At 70.1% G+C, this 24,183-nt stretch carries 25 protein-coding genes, 1 pseudogene and 1 riboswitch; of the genes and pseudogenes, 4 read left to right on the top strand and 22 right to left on the bottom strand.

Annotation, left to right across the window (positions count from 1 at the left end; translation table 11 throughout):
• Positions 1–5: 5 nt before the first annotated feature.
• The 11 genes from ADL03_RS05905 to ADL03_RS05855 all read right to left on the bottom strand — a co-directional run bounded on the left by ADL03_RS05905 (position 6) and on the right by ADL03_RS05855 (position 10,925).
• A complete protein-coding gene (locus tag ADL03_RS05905) occupies positions 6–560 on the bottom strand; it encodes a sigma-70 family RNA polymerase sigma factor (RefSeq protein ID WP_197288123.1) in 555 nt (184 codons plus the stop codon).
• 118 nt (positions 561–678) lie between these two features.
• Positions 679–1,653, bottom strand: a complete 975-nt coding sequence (locus tag ADL03_RS05900) for a GlxA family transcriptional regulator (protein ID WP_053732397.1) — start codon at positions 1,651–1,653, stop codon at positions 679–681.
• Entirely contained in the window at positions 1,643–2,473 is an 831-nt protein-coding gene (locus ADL03_RS05895; protein WP_063798485.1) for an ABC transporter ATP-binding protein, read from the bottom strand. Before ADL03_RS05895 ends, ADL03_RS05900 begins: the two co-directional genes overlap by 11 nt.
• The gene (locus tag ADL03_RS05890) at positions 2,470–3,549 is read right to left on the bottom strand and encodes an iron ABC transporter permease (RefSeq protein WP_053732340.1); all 1,080 of its coding nucleotides are present in this window, start codon (positions 3,547–3,549) and stop codon (positions 2,470–2,472) included. The genes ADL03_RS05895 and ADL03_RS05890 overlap by 4 nt, the downstream gene beginning before the upstream one ends.
• A 1-nt stretch (position 3,550) precedes the next feature.
• Positions 3,551–4,537 (bottom strand): ABC transporter substrate-binding protein, encoded by a 987-nt coding sequence (locus tag ADL03_RS05885; protein ID WP_197288122.1) that lies wholly within the window; start codon positions 4,535–4,537, stop codon positions 3,551–3,553.
• Between the two features lie 14 nt (positions 4,538–4,551).
• Positions 4,552–5,169, bottom strand: a complete 618-nt coding sequence (locus tag ADL03_RS05880; RefSeq protein WP_053732338.1) for a DJ-1/PfpI family protein — start codon at positions 5,167–5,169, stop codon at positions 4,552–4,554.
• A gap of 214 nt (positions 5,170–5,383) precedes the next feature.
• On the bottom strand, positions 5,384–6,010 hold the full coding sequence (locus tag ADL03_RS05875) for a DJ-1/PfpI family protein (protein ID WP_053732337.1): 627 nt from the start codon (positions 6,008–6,010) through the stop codon (positions 5,384–5,386).
• Positions 6,011–6,160: 150 nt separating this feature from the next.
• Complete coding sequence (locus tag ADL03_RS05870; RefSeq protein WP_053732336.1) at positions 6,161–7,147, bottom strand: GlxA family transcriptional regulator; 987 nt, start codon at positions 7,145–7,147, stop codon at positions 6,161–6,163.
• 42 nt (positions 7,148–7,189) lie between these two features.
• Positions 7,190–7,387: a hypothetical protein gene (locus ADL03_RS05865; RefSeq protein ID WP_231641565.1), complete on the bottom strand. Its 198-nt coding sequence runs from the start codon at positions 7,385–7,387 to the stop codon at positions 7,190–7,192.
• A gap of 176 nt (positions 7,388–7,563) precedes the next feature.
• Complete coding sequence (locus tag ADL03_RS05860) at positions 7,564–8,592, bottom strand: ribonucleotide-diphosphate reductase subunit beta (protein WP_231641563.1); 1,029 nt, start codon at positions 8,590–8,592, stop codon at positions 7,564–7,566.
• Positions 8,589–10,925 (bottom strand): ribonucleoside-diphosphate reductase subunit alpha, encoded by a 2,337-nt coding sequence (locus tag ADL03_RS05855; RefSeq protein WP_053732334.1) that lies wholly within the window; start codon positions 10,923–10,925, stop codon positions 8,589–8,591. Before ADL03_RS05855 ends, ADL03_RS05860 begins: the two co-directional genes overlap by 4 nt.
• 111 nt (positions 10,926–11,036) lie before the next feature.
• Positions 11,037–11,245, bottom strand: a riboswitch (cobalamin riboswitch).
• Between the two features lie 271 nt (positions 11,246–11,516).
• On the opposite strand from ADL03_RS05855, the gene ADL03_RS05850 reads away from it, so the two are divergent.
• Positions 11,517–11,855 carry a hypothetical protein gene (locus tag ADL03_RS05850; protein WP_053732333.1) on the top strand — a complete coding sequence of 113 codons (339 nt, stop codon included), beginning with the start codon at positions 11,517–11,519 and terminating at the stop codon, positions 11,853–11,855.
• 32 nt (positions 11,856–11,887) lie between these two features.
• On the opposite strand, the gene ADL03_RS05845 is transcribed toward ADL03_RS05850, so the two are convergent.
• The 4 genes from ADL03_RS05845 to ADL03_RS05830 form a co-directional block, all read right to left on the bottom strand.
• The gene (locus tag ADL03_RS05845; RefSeq protein ID WP_231641561.1) at positions 11,888–12,316 is read right to left on the bottom strand and encodes a hypothetical protein; all 429 of its coding nucleotides are present in this window, start codon (positions 12,314–12,316) and stop codon (positions 11,888–11,890) included.
• A complete protein-coding gene (locus ADL03_RS05840; protein WP_053732332.1) occupies positions 12,313–12,867 on the bottom strand; it encodes an isochorismatase family cysteine hydrolase in 555 nt (184 codons plus the stop codon). The genes ADL03_RS05845 and ADL03_RS05840 overlap by 4 nt, the downstream gene beginning before the upstream one ends.
• A gap of 292 nt (positions 12,868–13,159) precedes the next feature.
• Complete coding sequence (locus tag ADL03_RS05835; RefSeq protein ID WP_053732331.1) at positions 13,160–14,323, bottom strand: FG-GAP-like repeat-containing protein; 1,164 nt, start codon at positions 14,321–14,323, stop codon at positions 13,160–13,162.
• Between the two features lies 1 nt (position 14,324).
• Positions 14,325–15,626 (bottom strand): FG-GAP-like repeat-containing protein, encoded by a 1,302-nt coding sequence (locus ADL03_RS05830; protein WP_053732330.1) that lies wholly within the window; start codon positions 15,624–15,626, stop codon positions 14,325–14,327.
• 371 nt (positions 15,627–15,997) lie between these two features.
• Between ADL03_RS05830 and ADL03_RS05825 the strand changes: the two genes are divergently transcribed.
• Positions 15,998–16,201, top strand: coding sequence for a cold-shock protein (locus ADL03_RS05825; RefSeq protein ID WP_045313469.1), 204 nt, complete (start codon positions 15,998–16,000; stop codon positions 16,199–16,201).
• 134 nt (positions 16,202–16,335) lie between these two features.
• On the opposite strand, the gene ADL03_RS05820 is transcribed toward ADL03_RS05825, so the two are convergent.
• The gene (locus ADL03_RS05820; RefSeq protein ID WP_053732329.1) at positions 16,336–17,232 is read right to left on the bottom strand and encodes an NPCBM/NEW2 domain-containing protein; all 897 of its coding nucleotides are present in this window, start codon (positions 17,230–17,232) and stop codon (positions 16,336–16,338) included.
• Positions 17,233–17,374: 142 nt separating this feature from the next.
• Here ADL03_RS05820 and ADL03_RS05815 point away from each other — a divergent pair, with 142 nt between their 5' ends.
• Complete coding sequence (locus tag ADL03_RS05815) at positions 17,375–18,019, top strand: hypothetical protein (protein ID WP_157528058.1); 645 nt, start codon at positions 17,375–17,377, stop codon at positions 18,017–18,019.
• A 23-nt stretch (positions 18,020–18,042) separates the two neighbouring features.
• Here the strand turns inward: ADL03_RS05815 and ADL03_RS05810 are convergent, their stop codons facing one another.
• The gene (locus ADL03_RS05810; protein WP_053732327.1) at positions 18,043–19,008 is read right to left on the bottom strand and encodes an Lrp/AsnC family transcriptional regulator; all 966 of its coding nucleotides are present in this window, start codon (positions 19,006–19,008) and stop codon (positions 18,043–18,045) included.
• A 115-nt stretch (positions 19,009–19,123) separates the two neighbouring features.
• Here ADL03_RS05810 and ADL03_RS05805 point away from each other — a divergent pair, with 115 nt between their 5' ends.
• The gene (locus ADL03_RS05805) at positions 19,124–20,563 is read left to right on the top strand and encodes an FAD-dependent monooxygenase (RefSeq protein ID WP_053732326.1); all 1,440 of its coding nucleotides are present in this window, start codon (positions 19,124–19,126) and stop codon (positions 20,561–20,563) included.
• 22 nt (positions 20,564–20,585) lie between these two features.
• Here ADL03_RS05805 and ADL03_RS05800 read toward each other — a convergent pair whose 3' ends face one another.
• From ADL03_RS05800 to ADL03_RS05785, 5 genes and pseudogenes are all read right to left on the bottom strand, one after another.
• Positions 20,586–20,948, bottom strand: coding sequence for a hypothetical protein (locus ADL03_RS05800; protein ID WP_053732325.1), 363 nt, complete (start codon positions 20,946–20,948; stop codon positions 20,586–20,588).
• Between the two features lie 18 nt (positions 20,949–20,966).
• Positions 20,967–21,389 carry a universal stress protein gene (locus ADL03_RS48160; protein ID WP_197288121.1) on the bottom strand — a complete coding sequence of 141 codons (423 nt, stop codon included), beginning with the start codon at positions 21,387–21,389 and terminating at the stop codon, positions 20,967–20,969.
• A 137-nt stretch (positions 21,390–21,526) separates the two neighbouring features.
• Positions 21,527–21,868, bottom strand: a pseudogene (locus ADL03_RS50685) (universal stress protein); the annotation flags it as partial.
• A gap of 296 nt (positions 21,869–22,164) precedes the next feature.
• Positions 22,165–22,665: a TraR/DksA C4-type zinc finger protein gene (locus ADL03_RS05790; RefSeq protein WP_157528055.1), complete on the bottom strand. Its 501-nt coding sequence runs from the start codon at positions 22,663–22,665 to the stop codon at positions 22,165–22,167.
• A 125-nt stretch (positions 22,666–22,790) separates the two neighbouring features.
• Positions 22,791–24,005, bottom strand: a complete 1,215-nt coding sequence (locus ADL03_RS05785) for a CdaR family transcriptional regulator (protein WP_053732323.1) — start codon at positions 24,003–24,005, stop codon at positions 22,791–22,793.
• Positions 24,006–24,183: the final 178 nt, after the last annotated feature.

Genomic DNA, 24,183 nt, shown 5'->3' with positions numbered 1-24,183 from the left:
GAAGCTCAGCCGGTTTCGCTGGTGTTGCTCCCCGCTGCCCTGAGCAGGTCCTCGCGCGCCCGTGCGACACGCGAGCGGATCGTGCCGACCGGGCAGCCGGCGACCTGCGCGGCCTCGGCGTAGCCGAGCCCGAGCACCTGCGTGAGCACCAGGGCTTCCCGCCGGTCGGCGGTGAGTCCGTCGAGGAGCAGGTTCAGTTCGACCACTCCGGTGAACCCGGCCGTGCCGCCGAGCCCGCGGTCCGCTGCCTCCAGCCAGTTGACGCCCGGAGAGACCCGAGGCCTCGACTTCGCCATCCGAACCTGGTCGACCACGACCCGCCGGGCGATCGAGAGCAGCCACGTCGTCGCCGAGGACCTCGCCTCGAAGTTCCGCAGGCTCGACAACGCGCGCAGGAACGTCTCCTGGGTCAGGTCGTCCGCCGCACCGCCGTCCGCGAGGTGGGCCGCGAAACGCCACACGTCGCGCTGAGTCGCCCGCACGAACCGTTCCAGGGCGTCCCGGTCACCGTCGCGGGCCCGCAGCGCCCAGCCGGTCACCTCGTCATCGGCGAAGTCCACAGAACCTGATCGTAACGGCAGGTTTCCGGGAACCAACCGGCCATTCGGACCGATCACCGGGGTGTCCGGTCGGTTCGTCCGCACCACGACCGGTGGGCTGGCGGGGCTTGCCGTCGGCTCACGGTCCTTCGGTGTGCCGGAAGGATCGCCGGTACCTGTTCGGGCTGGTGTGCAGCTCGCGGTCGAAGTGGGCGCGCAACGCGGTGGCCGAGCCGTGGCCGCTGCGTTCGGCGACCACGGGGATCGGCAGGTCGGTGGTCTCCAGGAGCTCCCGTGCGAGCTGGAGCCGTTGGCGTGCAAGCCAGTCCAGTGGCGTGGTGCCGGTCTGCTCCCGGAAGCGGCGGGTCAGCGTGCGGGTGCTGAGGTTCGCGTGCCGGGCGATGTCGGTGAGGCTCAGCGCGGTGGAAGCGCTTTCCCGCATCCAGGCCAGCGTCGTGGCGAGTGAGCCGTCCGCGGTGAGCGGCGGTGGCGGCGGGATGAACTGGGCCTGGTCGCCGTCACGGGTCGGTGACATGACGACGGCTCTGGCGACCGACGAGGCCACGGCGGCACCGAAGTCGCGGCGCACGACGTGCAGGCACAGGTCCAGGCCCGCGGCCACCCCGGCGGAGGTGAAGACCTTGCCCTCGTCGACGTACAGGGCGCCGGCGTCGAGCTGGACGTCGGGGTGGCGCCGGGAGAACTCGGCCGCGGCGGCCCAGTGGGTGGTGGCGCGGCGACCGGAGAGCAGGCCCGCGTCGGCGAGTGCGAACGCGCCGGTGCAGATGGAGATCACGCGGACGGCGCGTGCGGCCGCGGCCTGCAGCAGGTCGATCACCTCCGGCGGGGTCGGCCGGGTGAACGTCATGCCCGGCACGACGATCGTGCCGGCGTCCTCCGCGGCGTCCAGGCCGTGCGGGGCCTCGATGCGGTAGTAGCCGACGCCGCCCGCCGTGGCCGTGACCGAGGGTGCGGTGCCGCAGACGCGCACCTGGTAGGGGTAGTCGCCGCCGGGCAGGCGGGTGAGGCCGAAGACCTGGCACGGGATGGCCAGGTCGAAGCCCACCACGCCGTCGAGGGCGAGCACGGCGACGACGTGCGGGTCAACCGGCATCGGCACCCACCTCGGCCAGGCGGCGGGTACGACAGCTCCAGTGGCACGCGTCCGGGCAGACGCACCGCGGCCGCAGCACGAACCTGGCGGAACCGTCCTCGTGGCGCACGGTGGCATCCACGCCGAACACCTCGCCGATCGTCTCCGGCGTCAGCACGTCCGCGGGAGGCCCGTGTGCGGCCAGCCTGCCGTCCTGGAGCACCGCCACGGCATCCGCGTACGTGGCGGCGAGGTCGAGGCTGTGCAGCGCGGCGACGACGGTGACGCGCAGGTCGCGGACGAGCTCGAGGAGGTCGAGCTGGTGGCGCAGGTCGAGGTGGTTGGTGGGCTCGTCGAGCACGAGCAGCCGGGGCTGCTGGGCGAGGGCACGGGCGAGCAGCACCCGCTGGCGTTCGCCGCCCGACAGCTCGCCCACCCGGCGGCCGGTGAACGCGGTCAGCCCGGTCCGTTCGACGGCTTCGCCGATCGCGGCCCGGTCGGCACGCGTGAGCCGGTCGAACATGCCGAGGTGCGGGGTGCGGCCCAGGGCGACCGTCTCGGCCACGGTGAACTCGAAGCCGGTGTGCTGTTCCTGCATCAGCACACCGATGTCCCGTGCGGTCTGCGCCGCGGGCACCGCCCACAGGTCGCGGCCGTCCACGCGGACTGTCCCGGAGTCGGGGCGCCGAGCCCGGTAGACCGTGCGCAGCAACGAGGACTTGCCGCTGCCGTTGGGACCGACCAGCGCCACGAACTGTCTGCTGTGGACGGTCAGGCTGATCCCGTCGAGGATCGGCCGGCCGCCCAGCACGGTGGAGACGGTGTCGAGGTCGAGTCTCATGCGTTCTCCTGGGTGGCGAGGCCGCGGGCGCGCATGACGAGCAGGAAGAACGGCACGCCGAGGAACGCGGTCAGGATGCCGATCGGCAGCTCGGCCGGTGCGATCAGGATTCGCGCCGCCACGTCGGCCCACAGCAGGAACAACGCGCCGAGCAACGCGGTGACCGGCAGCATCCGCCGGTGGTCCGCGCCCACGAGCATGCGTGCGAGGTGCGGCACGATCAGGCCGACGAACCCGATGCCGCCCGACACCGCGACGACCGTGCCGGTCAGCAACGTGGTGAGGATCAACAGGTACCAGCGCAGGCGGCTGGCGTTGATGCCGAGCGCGGCGCCCGCCTCCTCACCGAGCACGAGCGCGTTGAGCCGCCGTGCCCGCACCATCAACAGCGCACCGACGCCCACGACGACCGAAGCGGTCACGGGGAGCGTGGCCCACTGCGCCCCCGACAGACCGCCGAGCATCCAGAAGATGATCTGCTGCTGTGCGGCGGAGGAGTCCGTGCGGGCGAGCATGAACGAGGTGACACCCGCGAACAGGTGCCCGAACGCCACGCCGACGAGGATCAGCCGCATCGGCAGCAACCGTCCTCGGTGCCGTGCCATCACGAGCACCACGGCGATCGCGGCCGTGGCACCCGCGAAGGCCGCGAGCGGCAGGGTCAACGCGCCCAGCACCGCGGCACCGGTCGTCAGGACCAGAACGGCGCCCACCGACGCGCCGTGGGACAGGCCGAGCAGGTACGGGTCGGCGACCGGGTTGCGCACGACGCCCTGCACCACGGCGCCGGCGAGCGCGAGCCCCGCACCCACCACGGCACCGAGCAGCACGCGCGGGAACCGGATCCGCCACACGATCAGGTCAGCGGCCGCACCGGTGTCTCCCCCACCGCCCAGGTGGTGCGCCAGGATGCGGGCGACCTCGCCGGCCGGCACGCCGACCGGCCCCACGCCGGTGGCGAGCAGCGTCGACACCACGAGAGCCGCCGCCGAGACGGTGAGCAGGACCGGGTAGGGCACGACGTCGGCCCGCCGGCGGTGGACGGCAGGGGGCGGCTTGGTGATGGTGGCGGTCATGTCAGCCGGCGTGCAGGGCGGTCGCGAGCTGTTCCAGGCCGTCGAGGTTGAGCGGGCTGGGGAACGACACCAGGTACTGCGAGGTGGAGACGACCTTTCCCTGTTTGCCCGCGGTGGTGTTGGCCAGCAACGGGTTGGTCTTCACCGCCGCCACCAGTTCCTGGCCCTTGAGCTTGGCGAACGTGTAGTCCGTGATGACCCACACGACCTGCGGATCACGCTGGACGACCTCCTCCGGTGAGATCTTCGCGTGCATCGAGGACACGTCGGAGAAGATGCTCTGCCCACCGGCCATGGAGATCAGGGCGTGCGCGATGGTGCCGGCGCCCGAGGTCTGCAGCGGCTGGCCCGCCACCGGGTTGTCCTGCAGTACGAGCACTTTTGGTTTGCTGCCCGGCACCTTGGCCGCGATCGCCTTGGCGCGGCTCTCCAGTTCCGTGACGAGCTGCTCCGCGCGGTCCTCCACCCGGAACACGGCGCCGAGCTTGCGCACGTACTCGTAGGTGGGCGTGAGATCGGTCAGTGGTCCGCCGTCAGCGCCTTTCAGGCAGGACGTGAGCCCTTTGGCCCTCATCGTGGCCAGGTCGGCCTCCTTGGGACTGCCGGGCGGGCCGCCGAACGACTCGAAGCTCGTCAGCACGAGGTCCGGCTGCTGCGCGGCCACGACCTCGTTCACCGGCACCCGTTCGGCGAGCACGGGGATCTTCGCCAGCCGTTCCGCGTGCGGCGCGACGTCCACGCCGAACGGCGCGGGAAACCCGGTGCCCACGACCTTGTCCGCCACCCCGAGCCGCACGAGGGTCTGCGCGGCGTAGCCGTCGAGCGTGACAACGCGCTCCGGTGTCCTGTCGAACGTGACGTCCTTGCCCGTGCAGTCCTTCACGGTGACCGGTCCACTCGCGACAGTCGTCGGCGCGGACGACGGGATCGCGGTCCCGCACGCGGCCAGCGGCAGCACCGCGGCCAGAACCAGAACTGCTCGCCTCACCGGGCGGTCGCTCCTCACTTCTCCGCACCTTCGTCAGCACGCAGCCACAGCGGTTCCCGTCGCTCGTACTCCATCGCGCGCTGCACCATCCCCGACGCCTCAGGCCCGCGGAACCGTTCCACCAGCCACAGCGCGAGGTCCAGCCCGGACGTGACGCCACCGGCCGTGACGAGGTCGCCGTCATCGACCACCCGCGCGTTGACGTGCACTCCACCGGCTGCCACCAGATCGCCGGCCGCCCGGTGGTGCGTGGTACACGGACGGCCGGTCACCAATCCGGCCGCGGCCAGCAGCAACGCGCCGGTGCACACGGACGCCAGCACCAGATCGGGGCGTACGGCGTCAGCCAGTGCGGCCGGCAGCCGGCCGTCGGCGATCTCGGCGCGCACACCGGCGCCTTCGCCCGGCGCATACCCGCCACCGGGCACGATGAGCACGTCCGCGTCCTGTGGGGCCCATGGCCCGGGGTACAGCGGCAGCCCACCCCGCGTCGTCGCGTGCGACGGGTCGCCCGGCGCGGTCAGGCCCACGCTCACCCCGAGCCCGGCCCGCGCCGCCATGCCCAGCACCGCGAACGGTCCGACGACGTCGAGGTCGTCCATGCCGTCGAAGACGACGATGTGGACTCGCAAGACCAGCCTCCCTCACCGCCGGTGGCAATTGACGGCGTCAATCGTCACCGTCCGAACACGGCGACAGGAAGTGGCCGCGACGCCAACATCCGCCCGGATCCGGCCACGGCGGGGGGCACATTCCAGCTCGTCACACACCGGTAGTCGGCGGAAGACCGCGATCAGTTCCCGCGCACCTGACGTGATCCTCGACGCGGTGCGGGCCGTTGGGCGCTCAGCCTGCCATCACCCGCTTCGCGTTCTCGACCACGGCCGCGGGAGCGGTGTCCACCGAACCCGCGCTGTAGGGCGGCTCCGGCGCGTACTCGATGATGAGCTGCACCGTCTGCGCCACGTCGTCGCCCGCGATCAGACCGGACAGGGTCAGGGCCATGTCGATGCCGGCGGACACGCCGGCCGCGGTCGCGTAATGACCGTCGACGACGACCCGCTCCTTCGACGGCGTCACGCCGAACTGGGCGAACTGGTCGAGCGCGGCCCAGTGGGTGGTCGCCCTGCGGCCGTCGAGCAGCCCGGCAGCGGCGAGCAGGAAGCTGCCGGAGCAGACGGCCGTCGTCCAGCTGCTGGTCCGGTCGGTCGTGCGCAGCCACTCCAGCAAGGCGTGGTTGGACATCTGCTCCATCTGGCCGGGGCCTCCCCCGACGAGCACGATGTCGGGTGTCGTGACGTCGGCCAGGGTCGCGACGACGTCGATCGACAGGCTCTTCAGGTCGTTGACGACCAGGCCCGGCCGCTCGGCCACGAAGACGACCTCGGTGTCGGGAAGGCGGCCCAGGACCTCGTAGGGCCCGATGACGTCCAACGAGGTGAAGCCGGGGTAGAGAACGATGGCGACCTGCATGACGGGACCCTTCAGTCAGACGGTGTTCCGGTCGGGATGTGGTGGCGACCAGCCGGTTGCGGAGGGCGGTGATCGACATGGACGACGATAGGTGCGCTGTGTCGCCACGCCTATGCCATGCAGCCCAACGAATCTGCCATGCGCCGCAGATCAGGCTTGGCCGCGCCGGTACTCCGTCGGCGACACCCCGAGCTCGCGCATGAACGCGCGGCGCATCCCTTCCTGCGTCCCGTATCCGCACCGGCGCGCGATCCGCAGCACCCCTTCCCCGGTGTCGGTCAGCATGCGTTGCGCGGCCTCCAGCCGGATGAGGTCCACGAAACGGCCCGGCGTCACGCCGGCCTGCTCGGCGAACGCGCGGGCGAACTGACGTGGTGACAGCCCGGCCCTTCCCGCCAGCGCCGGAACGGACAGGTCCGCCGCGAGGTTCGCGGTGGCCCAGTGCTGGACGTCCCGCAGCGGATCGGAGTACGCGGCCTGGGCCGACAGCTGCGCACTGAACTGGGCCTGGTTTCCCGGCCTGCGCAGGAACACCACCAGCAGCCGGGCGATCTCGTGGGCCACCGCGCGGCCGAAGTCCTCCTCGACCAGGGCGATGGCGAGGTCCACGCCCGCGGTGACACCTGCCGACGTGTAGAACGGCCCGTCCTGGACGAAGATCGGCTCGGTCTCCACCCGGACCTCGGGGTGCCTGTCGGCGAGGTGAGCACACGACCCCCAGTGCGTCGTCGCCCGTCTGCCGTTCAGGAGACCGGCCTCGGCCAAGAGCCACGCCCCCGTGCACACCGACATCACTCGCCGCGCACCAGGAGCCCGCTCACGCAGCCACGCGACGAGCCGTTCGTCGACGTCTTCCACGCCGGGACCGCCCGGTACCAGGAGCAGGTCGGGGGTCTCGGCATCGGCGAGGTCGAGGTCCGGGGTCATCCGCAGGCCACCGGCCGTGCGTATCGTTCCGCCGCCCAGTGAGGCCGTGCGGACGACGTAGGGCGGAGTGTCCGTTGTTCCGGCGCAATGCGCTGCCAACGAGAACACGTCCAGAGGGCCTGCGACGTCGAGGGGCTGCACACCGTCGAACAGGATGACGAGCACCGAGTGGGTGCGTGTCGTGGTGACGCCGTGATGATCGTCCTTCACGCCGCCGAGGCTACAAAGAGCAGCCGTCGTGGCGATCAGCCGCTACGGCTCCAGCCACCAGGCGGCGCACACGAGCACGACCGAGACGACGAGAACAACGCGGTTCACGCGGACCTTGGCGGCAAGCCGACTCGCCGCGCGCGGCGTAGCGGGCTCGCCCTTGCCCAGCAGGACAGCCAGCAGGAACACGACCGAACCCGCGAAGAGCGACGTCCCCGCGAGGAGCAAGGCGTCGCTCACACCGGACATCGATCTCACGACCTCGCCACCCATCGACCTCGCTCAGCGTTCCTCGAACAGCTGTCACTCTAGGACTACTGCAACTTAGTGGCGATAGCGACCCCGGCAGGTGGCGACCGGCACGGATCGCTGCGCCACCTGGGCCGAAGTGGTCGCTTCGGCCCAGGCCACAGCTCCTAGAAGTCCTCGTCGAACGACACCGTGCCGGTCACGCCGACCTGGTAGGCCGACACCCGGCGCTCGAAGAAGTTCGACAGCTCCTGCACGTCCTGCAGCTCCATGAACGCGAACGGGTTCTTCGAGCCGTAGATCGGCTCGATCCCGAGCACCTGCAGCCGCCGGTCGGCGACGTGCTCCAGGTATGAGCGCATGTCCGTCACCGACATGCCGGCCACGCCGCCGCCGAGCAGGTCCTCAGCGAACTGCACCTCGGCGTCGACGGCCTCGCGCAGCATCTGCCTGACCTCCTCGTGCAGGGCGTCGTCGAACAGGTCCGGCTCCTCGCGGCGCACGGTGTCCACGACGTCGAACGCGAACGCCATGTGCATCGACTCGTCGCGGAACACCCAGTTGGTGCCCGACGCGAGGCCGTTCAGAAGTCCGCGCGAGCGCAGGAAGTAGACGTAGGCGAAGGCGCCGTAGAAGAACAGGCCCTCGATGCACGCGGCGAAGCAGATCAGGTTGAGCAGGAACGAACGCCGGTCCTCCCGCGTCTCCAGCTGCTTCAGGTCCGAGATCGAGTCGATCCACCTGTAGCAGAACTCGGCCTTGGCGCGGATCGACGGGATCGTCTCGACGGCGGCGAACGCGTCGGCGCGGTCGTTCTCGTCGGGCAGGTAGGTGTCGAGCAGCGTCAGGTAGAACTGGACGTGCACGGCCTCCTCGAACAGCTGCCGTGACAGGTAAAGCCGCGCTTCGGGTGCGTTGACGTGCTCGTAGAGGTTGAGCACGAGGTTGTTCGCGACGATGGTGTCGCCGGTGGCGAAGAACGCCACGAGCCGGTTGACGAGGTGTCGCTCGGCCTCCGAGAGCTTGCCGAGGTCGGCCAGGTCGGAGTGGAGGTCGACCTCCTCGACGGTCCACGTGTTCTTGATGGCGTCACGGAAGCGTTCGTAGAACAGCGGGTAGCGCATGGGCCGCAGGGTGAGGTCCATGCCGGGGTCGAGCAGGGCGTTCTTGCGGCTGGTGCTGGCGAGGGTGGTCACTGGCAGGCCTCACAGGACTCGGGGTTTTCCAGGGAGCAGGCGACGGCGTCGGCCGACGTGACGGTCGGCACGGTGGCCTGCTGGATGCGCGTCGCCGGGCGGGAGCGCAGGTAGTACGTGGTCTTGAGCCCGGCTTTCCAGGCGTAGAGGTACATCGAGGAGAGCTTGCCGATCGTCGGCGAGGCGACGAACAGGTTCAGCGACTGGCTCTGGTCGACGTACGGGCCGCGTGCGGCGGCCAGTTCGATCAACGCCTTCTGCGGCAGCTCCCACGCGGTGCGGAAGAGCGTGCGCACCTCGGCCGGTAGCTCGCCAATGCCCTGCACCGAACCGTCGTCCTGCTTGAGGCGGTTGCGGACCGCGTCGGTCCACAGGCCGCGGGACTTGAGCTCGCGCACCAGGTAGGAGTTGATCTGCAGGAACTCACCGGACAGCGTCTCGCGCTTGAACGTGTTCGACACCTGCGGCTCGATGCACTCGAAGCAGCCGGCGATCGAGGCGATCGTCGCGGTGGGCGCGATGGCGATCAGCAGCGAGTTGCGCAGCCCGTGCTCGCTGACCCGCTCCCGCAACGCGCTCCAGCGCTCGGTCTGCGTGGGCGTCACGCCCCACAGATCGGGCTGCAGATCTCCCTTGGCGGCACGGGTTTCCGCGAACGCGGGGTGCGCGCCCGCGGACGCGGCCAGCTCGGCCGACGACTCCAGTGCCGTCAGGTAGATCTCCTCGGCGATGCGCGTCGAGAGCTCGCGGGCCTCTGGCGAGTCGAAGGCCAGGCGCAGTTTGAAGAACACGTCCTGCAAGCCCATGACACCGAGCCCCACCGGGCGCCAGCGCGGGTTGGAGCGCGCCGCCTGCTCGGTCGGGTAGTAGTTGACGTCGATCACGCGGTCGAGGAACACGACAGCGGTGCGGACCGTGGAACGCAAGCGTTCCCAGTCGATTCCGCCGTCGGCCACGTGCGCGCCGAGGTTGACCGAGCCGAGGTTGCAGACCGCGGTCTCCTCGTCGCTGGTGACCTCGAGGATCTCCGTGCACAGGTTGGACAGGTGCACGACGTTCGACGGCGACGCGGTCTGGTTGCACGTGCGGTTGGCGGTGTCCTTGAACGTCATCCAGCCGTTGCCGGTCTGGGCGAGCGTGCGGACCATCCGTCCATAAAGGTCACGGGCCTTGACCGTGCGGACCGCCCTGCCGGCTTCCTCGGCGCCGCGGTAGGCGCGGTCGAACTCGTCGCCCCACAGGTCAGCCAGCTCGGGCACCTCGTCCGGGTCGAACAGCGACCAGTCCTGGTCGGCCTCGACGCGGCGCATGAACTCGTCCGGGATCCAGTTGGCCAGGTTGAGGTTGTGCGTGCGGCGCGCGTCCTCGCCGGTGTTGTCGCGCAGCTCCAGGAACTCCTCGATGTCCGGGTGCCACGTCTCCAGGTACACGCAGGCAGCGCCCTTGCGGCGCCCGCCCTGGTTCACCGCGGAGACCGACGCGTCGAGCGTGCGCAGCCACGGCACGATGCCGTTGGAGTGGCCGTTCGTGCCGCGGATCAACGCACCACGCGACCGGACGCGGGACCACTGCACGCCGATGCCGCCGGCGTACTTCGACAACCGCGCGATCTGCGCGTACCGGTCGTAGATCGACTCCAGTTCGTCCTTCGGGGAGTCGAGCAGGTAGCAGGAGGACATCTGGGTGTGCCGGGTACCGGAGTTGAACAACGTCGGCGAGCTGGGCAGGTACGCCAGCGACGACATCAGCCGGTAGAAGTCGACGGCCTCGCCCGCGGTGCGCGAGAGACCGCACGCGACGCGCAGCAGCCAGTACTGCGGCCGCTCGATCACCGACCGCCTCGCGGGGTGGCGCAGCAGGTAGCGGTCGTAGACGGTGCGCAGCCCGAAGTACTCGAACCGCCGGTCCCCGTCGAGGTCGACCGCGTCGTCCAGCTCCTGGGCGTTGGCGGCCACGAACGCCGCGGTTGCGTCGCCGATCAGGCCCTCGGCGTGCCCGAGGGCGACGCTCTGGCTGAAGGACCGCACGCCCTGCCGGCGGACCTCCTTCTCGATGAGAACCGCCAGCAGACCGGCCGCGAGCTTCGAGTACTCGGGCTCCTCGGCCACGAGCGCGGCCGCGGTCTGGATCGAGAGCCTGTCCAGCTCCTCGGTGGTCGCGCCGTCGTACAGCCCGCTGATGGTCTTGGTGGCGACGCGCACCGGGTCGACGTCGCGCAGGCCGACCGCGCAGCGCTCGACCGCGCGCACGATCTTGTTCAGGTCAACCGGTTCCAGTGAACCGTCGCGCCTCTTGACGCGCATCGTGGTGGTGACAGTGTCGACCGCCGTCACAGCTCTCTCCTCGCGAGCTCGGGGTGGCCACGAGAGCAGCGAGGAGTGGACGGGCGCGCGCGACCGCCACGTCCTCCCGCCCTCCCTCGGGGCCTCGGACGCCCGCACGCGAGGCGCGTGCGGGTCGCTGGCAGGTCTTCGGACTCACGGGCACGCCTTCTCGGCTCCTACCGGCCGTCGCTTCCCAGACACCCTCGTCCAGTGCTTCTGACGACTTTCGTTCCCGTTCACCGCTGCGGGGCAGTCCCGGACTCACACCGGGTTCCCTCTTGCGACGACCGATCTGGATGATCGGCCGAACCAGCTAGGGCGGCACAATACATGGGCGTGGTCGAGTGATCAGCAACTACATCTAGTGGGCGTGTCGCCCGGTTGCAGCGCCTTGACGCAGTTGAGAAGTCCGGTACCGGTCCAGCCTCAAATCGTTCGGCGCTGCGGACCGGTCCCATCCCGCCGGGCGGCGCTCACCACCGACCGAAGTGGTGCACCGCGAGCAGCCGCACAGTGGTCCTGGGGCGTGCCACTCCCCTGCAGGACGATCGGTTCGGGCGCGGAAAACCCCCGTCCCGTTGATCGGAGAAGGAGCAAGCCATGCGGCACCTCACCCGCCGTCTCGCCACCGCCGCGGCCGTTGCCGCGACGCTGACCGGGGTCGCCCTCGTCGCGGCACCCGCGGCCTCGGCCCTCCCGCCTGGAACCTCGTTCGGGTACGGGGCCCTGAGCTGCAGGACACTGGCCACCACCGACGGCGACGGCGTGGTGGAGTGCACAGGCGTGCAGGGCAACAACTGGCGAGCCATCGTCAAGTGCACCTGGGGCCTCACGTACTACGGCAACTGGCAGAGCAACTACCTCGGCGGTACGACGCGCTCCAGGGCCGACTCGAACTGCTTTTGGGGCGTCGCGGACATCACCGTCTCCAGTAGCTGATCGCCGCCCGCACCCCGCGCGAGCCGAGGTGCTCAGGTGGCGTGTTGGACGGGAAGTCCGGCTTCCCGGAGCTGGTTGACGACGCGGGGGTCGTCGTCCACGACCAGAGCGACCGCGCGCCGCTGCTGCAGCTCGAGAACGCGTTCAAGCTTGACCAATCGAGCAGGTCTCTTGTCCCCGTGCGGTTGCATCACCAGTTCGCCTGGTGGCAGGCCTTGTTCAGCGAGCCATCGACGTGTCAGCTCGGCCAGCCGCACCGGCCGACCGGTCAGCCACACGATGTCGTGGTCTACAGCCAGCTCGTGCGCCAACTCGGCACCATCCGAGAGCACCGGATCGTGGCCGGCCGCGTCGAAGAAGTCCGTCCACTTGGCTGGCGAGTCGGAGTCGAGGAGGTGCAGACGATGCCGGACATCGGCCACGGTGCCGTCGATGTCCATCACCGCTACCGGCCGCGTCACGAGGTCGCCACCAGCTTCTCCGAGAACAGGTCATCGGCGTCGATGAGCTGGCGGCGCCCGATGAACCGGCTGGTCACGAGGAGGCCCGCCTCGTGTGCCTCCTGTCCCGCATGGCTGTAGACCACATCTTTGACGACCCAGGGTGTCAATCCGCGCTCGAACGCGTCACAGGCTGTCTTGAGCACGCAGGACTCGGTGGCTATCCCAACGATCACGATGTCGGTCCAGCCGTGTTGCGCCACTGTCGCGGCGCCTTCCTCGGTGAACAGCGAATAGATGGGCTTGTCCAGCACTGTGACCGCGCGCTGGGAGGCCGGGACCAGGTCGACGACGATGTCGATCTCAGGAGATTTCTGCATCCGCGACCAGTTGATCAGCCGCTCGTAGGGGGACCCGGGGTGGTTGACAAATCGGGTGAACACGGTCGCGCCGCCGACTTCTTCCCAGCGACGCACGACATCGACCACGCGCGGAACGATGGGCGCCGACTTGCTGGAGACGAAGCCGTTCTGCACATCCACGACGACCAGCACGCTCTTGGCAAGGTCCACCTGATCATCCTCCGCTCGTGTCCCGCAGCAACTCCAGCGCCGTCGTCAGGTGCTTGCCCAACTCGCTGGTGGCACAACTGGATCACATCCTTGTTCCACCTCCTCGTGCACATGGTGGCAGTAACACCACAACGCCTGGACCAGCAGCTCACAACTGACCAGGCCAGTTTCGACGTCAGCGGATCCCACGGGTCTCAGGCAGGCGACCACCAGCACCGGCTCGACCCCGCGATTCAGGTGCCGCAGGCACGACAGGAGGCCGGCCCCGCGAGAGGGTGCCGGCCTCAAGCCTTCAGTTCGCCGCCAGATCCCAGCCACTCCAGCCGTGCCCGATCTGCGTGCCGGCGCCGAACCCACCGGTCCCGGTGCCGATCCACTGCCACAGCGTGTTGTCCGCCGTGCGGATGGCCACGAGGTCGGCCTTGCCGTCGCCGTTGACGTCCATCGACGTCATCTGCCGGAACGCGTTCCAGCCCTGCCCGACCTGCACCGCGGTGGCGAAGTCGGCGCCGCTGCGCTTCCAGAAGAACAGCTCACCGGCCGTGTTGGTCGCCCAGATGTCGCCGTCACCGTCTCCGTCGGCGTCCGCGGCGGTGTGCCGGAACAGCGACGCCCAGCCGGCACCCACGAGGTCGCGCTCGGCGAACCTGCCGTTGCCGCGGCCGACGTAGAGGTACATCCTGCCGCCGTCACGGGCCAGGATGTCGGTTCGGTTGTCGCCGTTCACGTCGCCGAAGGCCACGTTCTCCATGGACGCCCAGCCGGTGCCGACGGTCGCCGCCACGGCGAACGTGCCGTCACCGCGGTTGTTCCAGTAGTAGAGCGTGCCGTCGCTGATGGCCCACAGGTCCGCCCAGCCGTCGGCGTTCGAGTCGCCGATGCCGATGCGGGTGAACTTCCCCCAGCCCACGCCGAGCTGCACGCCGGCCGCGAAACCGCCGCCGGCACGGCCCTTGTAGATCCACGCGTTGCCGTTCGGGTCGACCCCCAGCGCGTCGTCGTACTTGTCGCCGTTCACGCTCTTGGACGCGAGCACGGGCGCCGGCGGAGAGCCGATGGCCGCGCGGGCGTCGTCGACGAACTCCTTGTAGCGGCCGGACTTGTAGGTCGACCACGGCGTCCAGTCGGTGCCCTGGTCGGAGATCCGGTACGCCTCCCGCGCGTTGCACGCGGCGTTGTAGGCGCAGGAGTCGCTGACCTCGGGGTGCCAGTAGTCGTTGATCTGCCAGAGGCCGCGGTCGACCGAGTTGTGGCTGTCGCTGTTCACGTACCGGGCGAGCGGGTCGCACCGGGACTCCGCCATGCCGACCGCCACCGCGACGACGAGCTTCTCACCGGTGAACCCGGCGGTGCGGCCGTTGGACACGCACAGGTCGATGTCACCGGCGGCCTGAGCGGGAAGGGCGAAACAGGTCAGAGCGGCGGTCGTGGCCAGAAGTCCGGACAGGGTCCGCACGTCAGTTCACCGCCAGGTCGAAGCCGGACCAGCCGTGGCCGATCTGCGTCGCCCTGCCGAACCTGCCCGCGCCGCCGCCCAGCCACTGCCAGAGCGTGTTGTCCGACGTGCGAACGGCCACGAGGTCGGCCTTCGCGTCGCCGTTGACGTCCATCGACACGACCTGGCGGAAGCCGTTCCAGCCGCTACCGACCTGCTCGGCCGTCGCGTAACCGCCGGAGTCCTTGCGCCAGAAGAACAGTTCACCCGAGCCGTTGGTCGCCCAGATGTCGCCGTCGCCGTCCGCGTCGGCGTCACCGCCCGTGTGCCGGGCGTAGCTCGACCAGCCCTCGCCGAGCGGCGACCGCTCCGAGAACGCGCCACCGCCCTGCCCGGTGTAGACGTACATCTTGCCGCCGTCGCGGGCGAGGATGTCGGCCTTGTTGTCACCGTTGATGTCCACGAAGGACACGTACTCGTAGGCGCTCCAGCCGGGGCCGACCACGCGGGCCGCGGCGAACGTGCCGTCACCCCGGTTGTTCCAGTAGTAGAGCGAGCCGTCGCGGATGGCGAACAGGTCGGCCCAGCCGTCGGCGTTGGAGTCGTTCACGGCGACGCGCGAGAAGCTGTTCCAGCCGGTGCCGATCTGGACCGCGGCGGAGAAGCCCCCGCCCGCCCTGCCCTTGTAGAGCCACGCGTTGCCGGAGGCGTCGATGCCGACCGCGTCGTCGTACCTGTCGCCGTTGACGCTCTTGGCGGCGCGGTTGACCGTGCCGCAGTTCTGGCTGACGTACGTCTCGGTGCCGCCGGCGTAGTCGAACGGGTCGCCGTGGAACGAGGCCGGCCGGATGTAGTCGGGATAGCTCTGGCCGCTGCCCCGGTTGCGGAACTCGAAGTGCAGGTGGGCGGACAGGCCCGAGGTGTTGCCGTCGGTGTTGCCGACCGTGCCGATCACCTGGCCCTGCCGCACGGTGTCGCCGTCGTGCACCGACTTCTTGTCGAGGTGCGCGTACAGCGTCGAATAGCCGCCGCCGTGATCGATTTCCAGGTAGTTGCCGTAGGCGGAGGTCTCGCCACCCTCCGCGCTCACGGTGCCGGCCGCCGCGGCGAGCACGGGCTCACCGAGGTCTTCATTGCCCGTGGTGCCGGACATGTTCCAGTCGATCTCGTTGTTGCGGTGCGCGCTGCTGGCGCCGGAGTTGCCGACCCACGAAGTACCGCAGATGAACGGCAGTTCGAGTGCGGGAGCGGCGGCCTGGGCGGTGGTGGGCACGAGCGCGAGCACGGCGACGGTGACGGTGACGCCGGCGACCGCTCTGCCCATTCTGAGTAACATCACGGAAATTTCGTTCCTTCCAGGAAAAATAGATCCCGGAATTACACTGCAATTACCTACACGGCCCCTACACGAGTTCTACAGATGCCCACTTCCGACACCGTGCCCCGAGATCGCACAACGCGCGCCGTCCGAGTCTCCAGGCGGCTGCCGCGCACCGACGTTGCCGTGTTCCAGGACGCGGAGGTGCCCGGTGATGCGCTGCGGAGGTCTGGCGGTGTACACTAGGGACGTCTGCCATGGTCTCGAAGTACCTTCGCCCGTGATCACAGGTCACGGGCGTTTTGGTGTTAAGTGCCCCTGGCGGACGACCCGGCTCCCGCACAGTGTGGGTGCCACGTTCATGCTTGGAGTGCACCATGGCCACCGGAACCGTCAAGTGGTTCAATTCCGAAAAGGGCTTCGGCTTCATCGAACAGGACGGGGGCGGCGCCGACGTCTTCGCCCACTACTCGAACATCGCCGCCCAGGGCTACCGTGAGCTCCAGGAAGGCCAGAAGGTCTCCTTCGACATCACGCAGGGCCAGAAGGGCCCGCAGGCCGAGAACATCGTTCCTGCCTAGTCCGCACGCCAGCCGCTGATCCCTCAGCGGCGAGCACGGACACACCAGAGCCCGGCCGGATCATCGATCCGGCCGGGCTCTGTGCTGTCTACGGACGTGTTGTGGTCGGCGGCCCAAGCCGCTGCGGCGGGTGGTCAGCGGGCTTTGCCGGGAGGGACCGTGCAGTACACCTTCGGCGTGCCCCAGGCGTTGTTGGCGTCGCGACCGCCTCTGATGTCCAGCAGCGTCAGCCTGACCACGTTCGAGATGTCGATGTCGATGTGCTGCGGCGCGTCGTTGATGCCGGCTTGCCGCGAGGTGATCTGCGTGTCCTGGGCCTTGACCACGAACTGCCCGACGCCCGCCGTCTGGGACGAGGCCGCGTCCTTCCCCACCCACACCGACAGCCGCGTGCACTTCCCACCGGTCAGCCAGGTGCGGTAGTTGTTCGGCTGCGCCGCGGAGGAGCTGTAGGAGCCCCGGATGCTGTCGAAGTACGTCTCCTCACCGATGCCGATCCGGATCGACTCCACCGAGTAGTGCCCGTTGCCGAACGCCACCGACTCGTAGCCGGTGAGGTTGTACCAGCCCTCCACGGGCTGCGCGGGGACGTTCGTGCCCTGCTTGGCGGGGACGTTGGTCGTGGCGCGCGTGGTCGTGGTGGGCGCGGCGGTGGCGGGTGGGGGCACGCTCGTCGGCCCGGTTTCCGGCGTGGGCGTCACGCCACCGCCTGGTGCCACGGAAGCTGTGGTCGGCGAACTGCCGCTGGCGGCGTTCCCGTCCTCGTACTTCACCCCGCTGGCGAGCAGAAAGCCCCCACCGGCGATCGCGACGACCAGCATTGCCACGCCGGTGGCCTTCAGCCAACGCTGCGACGTGAACAGGGCGGCGGCACCGGCGATCCCCAGGACGAAGACACCGACGATGAGCTGCGCGCCCACGCGCTGGTTGATCAGCGCCACGACCGCGGTCACGTCGGCGAGGACGGCCAGCGGCGCCAAGATCCACTTCGTGGCGCCGTGCCCTGCCCCGTTGTTCTGGCCAGTGCTCATGACTTGATTGATCCGCGGCGCCTGTTTTTCGTTACAAGGAGCTCAGAAGTGACATCGCACGCTCCGACGCTTCCAGAGCGGATGCTCATGCCGATGCCACACTGTGCGAGTGAAGTACAGGGGGCCTGACACCGGTGCGTGGGTGTTCGACCTGATCGCCCATGACGACCGCGTTCGCCACCGCGCCCTCGAACGGCACCGGCAGCTGGTCGCGCGCAGCCTCGACGCGCTGCACTGGTCCAACCGCGTGTGGGCACAGGCGGGAACGCCGGCGCCGAGGGAGCCCCACCTCGCCGCTGAGATGGACCGGGCACGGGCCGATCACCGCCGGCACCGCGATCAGACGATCTTCGGGTACGTCGACGCCTTCCTCGAAACCCGTGGAGAGGCGTACTGGCCGTTCGTGGTCCTGTATCTGCGTTGGGAAGCGAGACATCCGGAAGAGTGGCGTTCGCGGGATGCGAACCTCTGGTCACCCTGGGGACGCAAGGAGGTCGTACTCGGTGAGCTGGGACGCCGCGGCATGCCCGACGAGATGCGGCCGGATGCCGTTGACCTGATCATCGACGCGGTCCAGCGCCCCTACCGGTGCAAGGATTGGAAGTACGCGCTCCTCGTGCGGCACGTCGCCGGCACGGAGTTCCACGCCCGCATCACGGCTCTCGCCGACGGGCAGGACCCCGTGGTTCAGCTCAGGGCTCGTTTCATCATCGACCTGGCCAAGCACCCGGAGGTCAGGATCACCCAGAAGACCTGGCACCGTTGGCTTCGGGACCGGCAGACGTAACCGGCCGCCGCACCGCTCGGTCGTCAGGTCCAGGTGGCGGCCCGTTTGACGGTCTTGATCACTGGCGCGGTCTCGACGTGTGTGATGGCCGGCAGCTTGGCCACCTGGGTGGTCAGGTACCGGTACAGCTCCCGCTGGTCTGCGCACACCACGCTCGCGAACAGGTTCGTCGGCCCGGTCGTGGCGGCGGCGAAGGCGATCTCCGGATGCCCGGCCAGCGCCGCGCCGGCCTCCTCCAGGTGCGCGGGGGTGACCGAGAGCCAGAGCAGGGTGCGAGGGCCGACGCCGAACATGGTTCCGTCGACGTCGATGTCCAGGTACAGCACCCCGCGTTCGCGGAGCTCGGTCATCCTGCGCCGGACCGTCGTCGGTGACCAGCCGGTCGCCGCGGCCAGCCTCTCGAACTCGGCCCGGCCGTCCGCGGCCAGCGCGGCGATGAGCTTGCGGTCCCCGTCGTCGAGCCGCACCGGCCCCGGCCGATGGGGCACCGGGTGCGGCCGCAGCCGCTCGACCGCCGCCTCGTCCAGCGACCCGAGCTTGGCGACCAGGCTGTCCGGGCCGCCGTAGAACATGTGCAGCACGGAGTGCGCGGTCACTCCCTCCACGCGGGGCGTGCGCGGGAGCTTGGCCAGCAGCAGGGCCTCGCTGTCCGCCTCGCTCTCGGTGCGGACCGTGCAGGTGATCTCCGTGCCTCCGGAGGTGATGCTCACCCACGACGTGTCGGGGCGGCGGGCGAGCGCCTCGGCGACGGGGATCGACGCGGCGGGCGCGCAGCGCACCCGCAGGAACCACAGCACCGCGCCCAGCGCTGTCGGGTCGACGCCGCCGAGCACCCGCACCGCCCCCGCCGCCCGCAACCGGGCGTACCGGCGGGCGACGGTGCGATCCGACACGCCGAGAACCTCGCCGATCACGCTGAACGGGGCCCTGCCGTTGATCTGCAGGGCGTGCACGAGCCGACGATCCAGCTCGTCGTAGTCGTTTTTCACCGGCCAAAGCGTAATGGATGTCGGATCTCAACGTGATCGAGCTTGTTTCTGGCGCGACGGCGTCGGCAGGCGGAGCGTCGCTCTCGTCGTGATCGACACAACGAGGAGAGAAACCATGGACACCGAGGTGCTCATCGTCGGTGCGGGCCCGACCGGCCTGACACTGGCCAACGAACTGCGGCTGGCGGATGTGCCTGTCGTGCTGGTCGACAAGCTGTCGCAGCGCAGCACGTTGTCGAAGGCGGGCGGCGTGCAGTCCCGCACGCAGCAGGCGTTCGACCAGCGCGGGCTGCTGGAACCGTTGCTGGCCACCGGAAATCACCCCATCGGCACCGCCCACTTCGCCGGTGTGACGCTCGCGCTCACCCGGGACCGGCACCGGTATCCGTGGCGGTCCATCCCGCAGGTGGTGATCGAGGGATTCCTCGAGGAACACCTTGCCGCACAGGACCTCCACGTACGTCGTGGCCACGAGCTGACCGGCCTCGCCCAGGACGGCGACGGGGTCACCGCGACCTTCGCGAGCGGCGCCGTCGTCCGCTCCCGCTACCTGGTCGCCGCCGACGGCGGCCACAGCACCGTGCGGTCGTTGCTGAAAGCGGAGTTCCTCGGCCGGCCGGGCACGATGACCACTGTCGCCGCCGACGTGCGGTTGGACGGCTGCGAGCAGCCGATGACGCACGCCCGGAGCGAGGACGGGCACTGGGTGTCGCTGTTCCCGCTCGGCACCGATCCGCAGGGCAGGCCGTTGCACCGGCTCGCCCTGGGCGGACCCGGCCGGTCGCTGCCCCGCGAGGTCCCGGTCACCGAGGACGAGATCCGCGACGGGCTACGTGCCGTCTTCGGCTCTCAGGTGCGACTGCTCGAACTGCGCTACGCCCGCCGCATCACCAACGCGGCCCTGCAGGCCGCAAAGTACCGGCACGGCAGGGTGTTCCTCGCGGGCGACGCCGCCCACGTCCACCTCCCGCTCGGCGCGCAGGGCATGAACACCGGGATCCAGGACGCGCTGAACCTGGGGTGGAAGCTCGCGGCCGCGGTGCACGGCTGGGCCCCCGGCCACCTGCTCGACACCTACCACGCCGAACGACACCCCGTCGCGGCCGCCGTTCTGCACAACGTCCAGGCGCAGAGCCTGCTGATGGACCTGCAGGGCACCCGCGACCCCGATCTGATGGCCTTCAAGGAACTGTTCACCGCCCTGACGCAACTGCCCGCCGTGCAGTACCACCTCGACGACATGCTGTCCGGGATGGGCATCCGCTACCCCATGCCGGGCGCCGAGGGGCAGTCGCTCGTCGGTCTGCCCGCGCCGGACCACGATCTCGGCTCGACCCGGTCGCACGAGCTGCTCCGGCGCGGACGCGGCGTCCTGATCGACCCTGACGACAGGTTCGCCGACGTCGCCGCCCCCTGGCAGGACCGCGTGGACCGCACGGGGCAGGGCGCCGATGCCGAGCCGATGCTCATCCGGCCGGACGGTTACGTGTGCTGGGCGGGCAAGCCGGACGACCTCGAACCGGCGCTCGGCCACTGGTTCGGCGAACCCCGCTGAGCGGGTGCGACAGCCGCGGAGCTCAGGCGGCCCACCGGCGGCCCCGCGTGTCGATCACGGTGACGTCCCGTGGAACGCCGAACGCGACGAGCGAGGTGTAGATCATCGGTGTCACGCCCGCGAGTTCGAGGAGGACACCACCGCCGAGGGCCTGGCGCAGCAGCCTGCCGAGCAGGACCAGCTGCGCCACGGGGGCGGCGGGAGCACCGGCCAGATCGACGGTGAGTTTCTCGATCGGGTGCCCCTCCGGCCTGTCAGTCATCGCCCGCACCCTGGCGGCGATGGCCGACAGGTACCTGCCCAGTTCGTGCACCTCGTGCGAGGCGAGCCGCAGCCGGTAGGTGCCACGCGGCGGGCTCTTCGTGGTGCTGGAGAACTCCTTCATCCGACACCTCCACAAAGGTCACCGGTGAGCCGGTGGGATGACCGCGACCGGGCACTCCGCGTGGTAGATGAGCGACTGGCTGGTGGATCCGAGCAGCAGGCCGCGGAAACCGCCACGGCCCCGTGTGCCGACCACCACCAGCCGTGCCGACGCGGACTGCGCGATCAGGGCGGCCGCCGAGCCGTCGCGGGTGAGCAGGCGCCGCACCGGCACGCCGGGGTGGGCCTCGGCGCAGGCGGCGACCTGCTCGGCCAGCAGCCGTCGTTCGTCGGCTTCGATCGCCTCGACGCTCGCCGCGGTCAGCACGGTGAGCCGCATCGCATCGGCCAGGTCGTCACGCCAGGCGCGTACGGCGAGCACGGGTGCGTTGCGGAGTGCGGCGGCCTCGAACGCGAACCCGAGCGCCGCGTCGCTGGCAGCGGAGCCGTCGACGCCGACCACGACCGGCGCGCCTTCCGCTCGGTTAGTTTGCGGTTGTGCTTCGCGCACCACGACCGCCGGGCAGAGCGCGTGGTGCTGACCGCGACCGCGGTCGATCCGACGAGGAGTCCGGTGAACCCGCCCAGTCCCCGCGAGCCCAGGACCACGAGCTGCGCGGAGGCCGACCGTCCGACGAGCTGCTCGGTCGCCCCACCGGTCACCAGGTCGGTGCTCACCTCGACGTGCGGTGCCACGACCTTCGCCGACGCCGCCGCGGTGGCCAGCCAGTGACGGCCCTGGTCGTGGACCGCCGCGGTGAACTCCGCGGTCGACATGGCCACCCGTGGCGAGTGCACGGGAGGAGGTGGGCCGCTGTGCACGAGCACGAGCCGGGTGCCGCGCCGGGCGGCCTCCGCGGCGGCCCAGCGCGCCGCGTGGATGGCCGACGGGGATCCGTCCACTCCCACGAGGATCGGCTTGTTCGCAGCTGCGTCTGTCATGGTCACTCCCTTTCCTCTGCCGAGGCCGAAGATGTGCGTTGGACACGGGGCGGGGCTCAGGAACACGGCGCCGAGCCCGGCCTCGCGAGCACGGGTTCCACGCCGAACACGTCGCGACAGCGGGCAGGCCGCCCGCGACGGCGGCGCGATCTCCGCCGAGTCCGCCAGAGATCAGTCAGTCACGTGGTTCCGCTGGCGCCAGGTGTGGTGCGGCGTTGCCACCGCGCGTCAACATTTCGGCGAGCTTCGGGGCCTCGGCGGAGAGGGTGCGTTCGCACTGCGTCTGGCGTTCGCGGTCACTGAGCACGGCACACCTGCCTGTGCTGTGCCGCGGTCGGCGAGCCCCGTCGAGCAGAGGCACGTGCTCGATGACGCCGCCGGCTGAGCGGCCGGCCACGACGGGAGAGCTCGCTCGTGCCGTCGTGCTGGCAGGCCGGGCAGCGCCGCAGCTGGGGAATCGCCTCCAGCAACCGGAACGGGATGTCCGCGTGGCAGGTCTGGCAGCGGCCGTAGGACCCGATGTCGATGCGCAGGAGCGCGATCTCGATGTCGGTGAGCGCGATCCTGGCGGCGGCGGTGATCTGGTCGGTCACCTCGCGCAGGGCGTGGTCGCCGGGCTGGGAGGCCGATGCGTCGAGCTCCGCGAGCTGCTCGATCCGGAACGCTCGTTCGCGCTCCAGCCGTTCCTTCAACGCGGGCAGGTGGTCGATGACCCGGTTCCGCTGCGCGGTCTCCCGGAGGTAGCAGGCGCCACGTCTCCGCAGGTCCCGTTCCGCGCCAATGGGAGCACGACGCACGTCAACCTCCTTCGTCGAGGACTTCGGCTGGTTGACCTCAACTCTGCCCCGCGCACCCCGGGTTCGGCAGCGTCTCCGGCCGGTCAACCGGTCCCTGATCAGGTTGCCGGTCATCGGCAACCTGGTCACGCCCCGTCGGTGGTCCCGTCACCGGGCCAGCCGAGCAGTCTCGCTCCCAGCACGCTGGTGTGGAGGGTGAACCGGTGGCCGGGGTCGGTGGGGTCGTAGCCGGTCAGCGTCTTGATCCGGCCGAGCCGGTAGGTGACCGCGCGCACGGACAGGTGCAGCTGCCGAGCGGTCTCGGTCGCCACGTCTCCGGTGGCGAAGTAGGTCTCCAGGGTGGCCAGCAACGGCTCCGCCCCGCCGCGGGCCGTCCGCAGCGGCCCCAGGACGGCGTTCACCAGGTCGACGATCGCCGGCTGGTCACGCACCAGCACGCGATAGACGAGCAACTGCTCGGCGCGGATCACCGGGGTGTCGAGGTGCAGCCGCGACGCCATCGCCAGCGCTTCGCGCGCCTCCTCATACGAACGCGCGATGCCGTAGGACCCCGGATACGCCCGGCCCACGGCCACCTGCCACGGCCTCCCCCGCGGCAACCGATCGAGTTCGGCGCGCATCAGCGAACCCAGATCCATCCGGCCCGGAGCTTCGGACTCCCCCGGCGCGAGCACGACCACCAGTCCGTCCTTCGTGGCGACGAGGACGTCGCGGTCGCCGAGACGGTCCAGCACGATGCGTTCCAGCGAGCTGGTCGCCGCGTCGACGTCCGGCAGCCGCCGCCGCGGTGCGGCCAGGCCGACCTGGTGCGGCCGGGCCAGGTCCAGACCGAACGGTTCCGCGCGCTCCACGACACCACCGACGTCGGCATCACCGCGCAACAGGTCGTCGACCAGCTCCCGCCGCAACGTCTCCTCGCGCCTGACCATCTGCCGCCGCGCCGAGTTGTACCCCTCCGCGAGGATCGCGACCGCGTCGGCGACCACGTGCATCACCGCCTCGGCGGCGGCACGCACGACCTCGCTGTCGGTCGACCGGACCACCACCGGAAGTTCTCGCCACAGCCGCCAGGACGCCGACAGGTACAGCTGCACCGCACTACCGGCCGACACCCCCAGCTCCGCGGCACGGCGTCCGAGCGCCTCGACCGCCTCCAGCTCCGAACGCCGTGGCCGGCGCCCGTTCACGGCGGCGTCGGCGAGCAACGGCAGGAAGTCACCCAGCAGGTCAACCGGCACGTCCCCCGCCGCAGCACTCACGTCCTGGGCGACCCCGGCCAGCCAGGCGTCATCGACATCCGGGCCCGTCTTCCGGCTTCTGCGCCGCGCGCCGGGGGTCATCGAGGCACCCGGAGCATCTCGGCATCGCGGCGGCGGAACTCCGGAAGGCCCTTGGGCGCCGGTGCCTCGAAGTCCTGCTTGGTCAGCGGCTCGCCCTCCGTCGTCATGACCCCATGACACCATGTTCTCCCGCCAGGCACTCGACGAGTTTCACGACGGCGAGCGTGTGTTCACTGTG

It is taken from the genome of Nocardia sp. NRRL S-836 (genome assembly GCF_001279525.1).
Lineage (GTDB): Bacteria > Actinomycetota > Actinomycetes > Mycobacteriales > Pseudonocardiaceae > Lentzea.
This window is presented reverse-complemented; position numbering and strand designations above follow the sequence as displayed.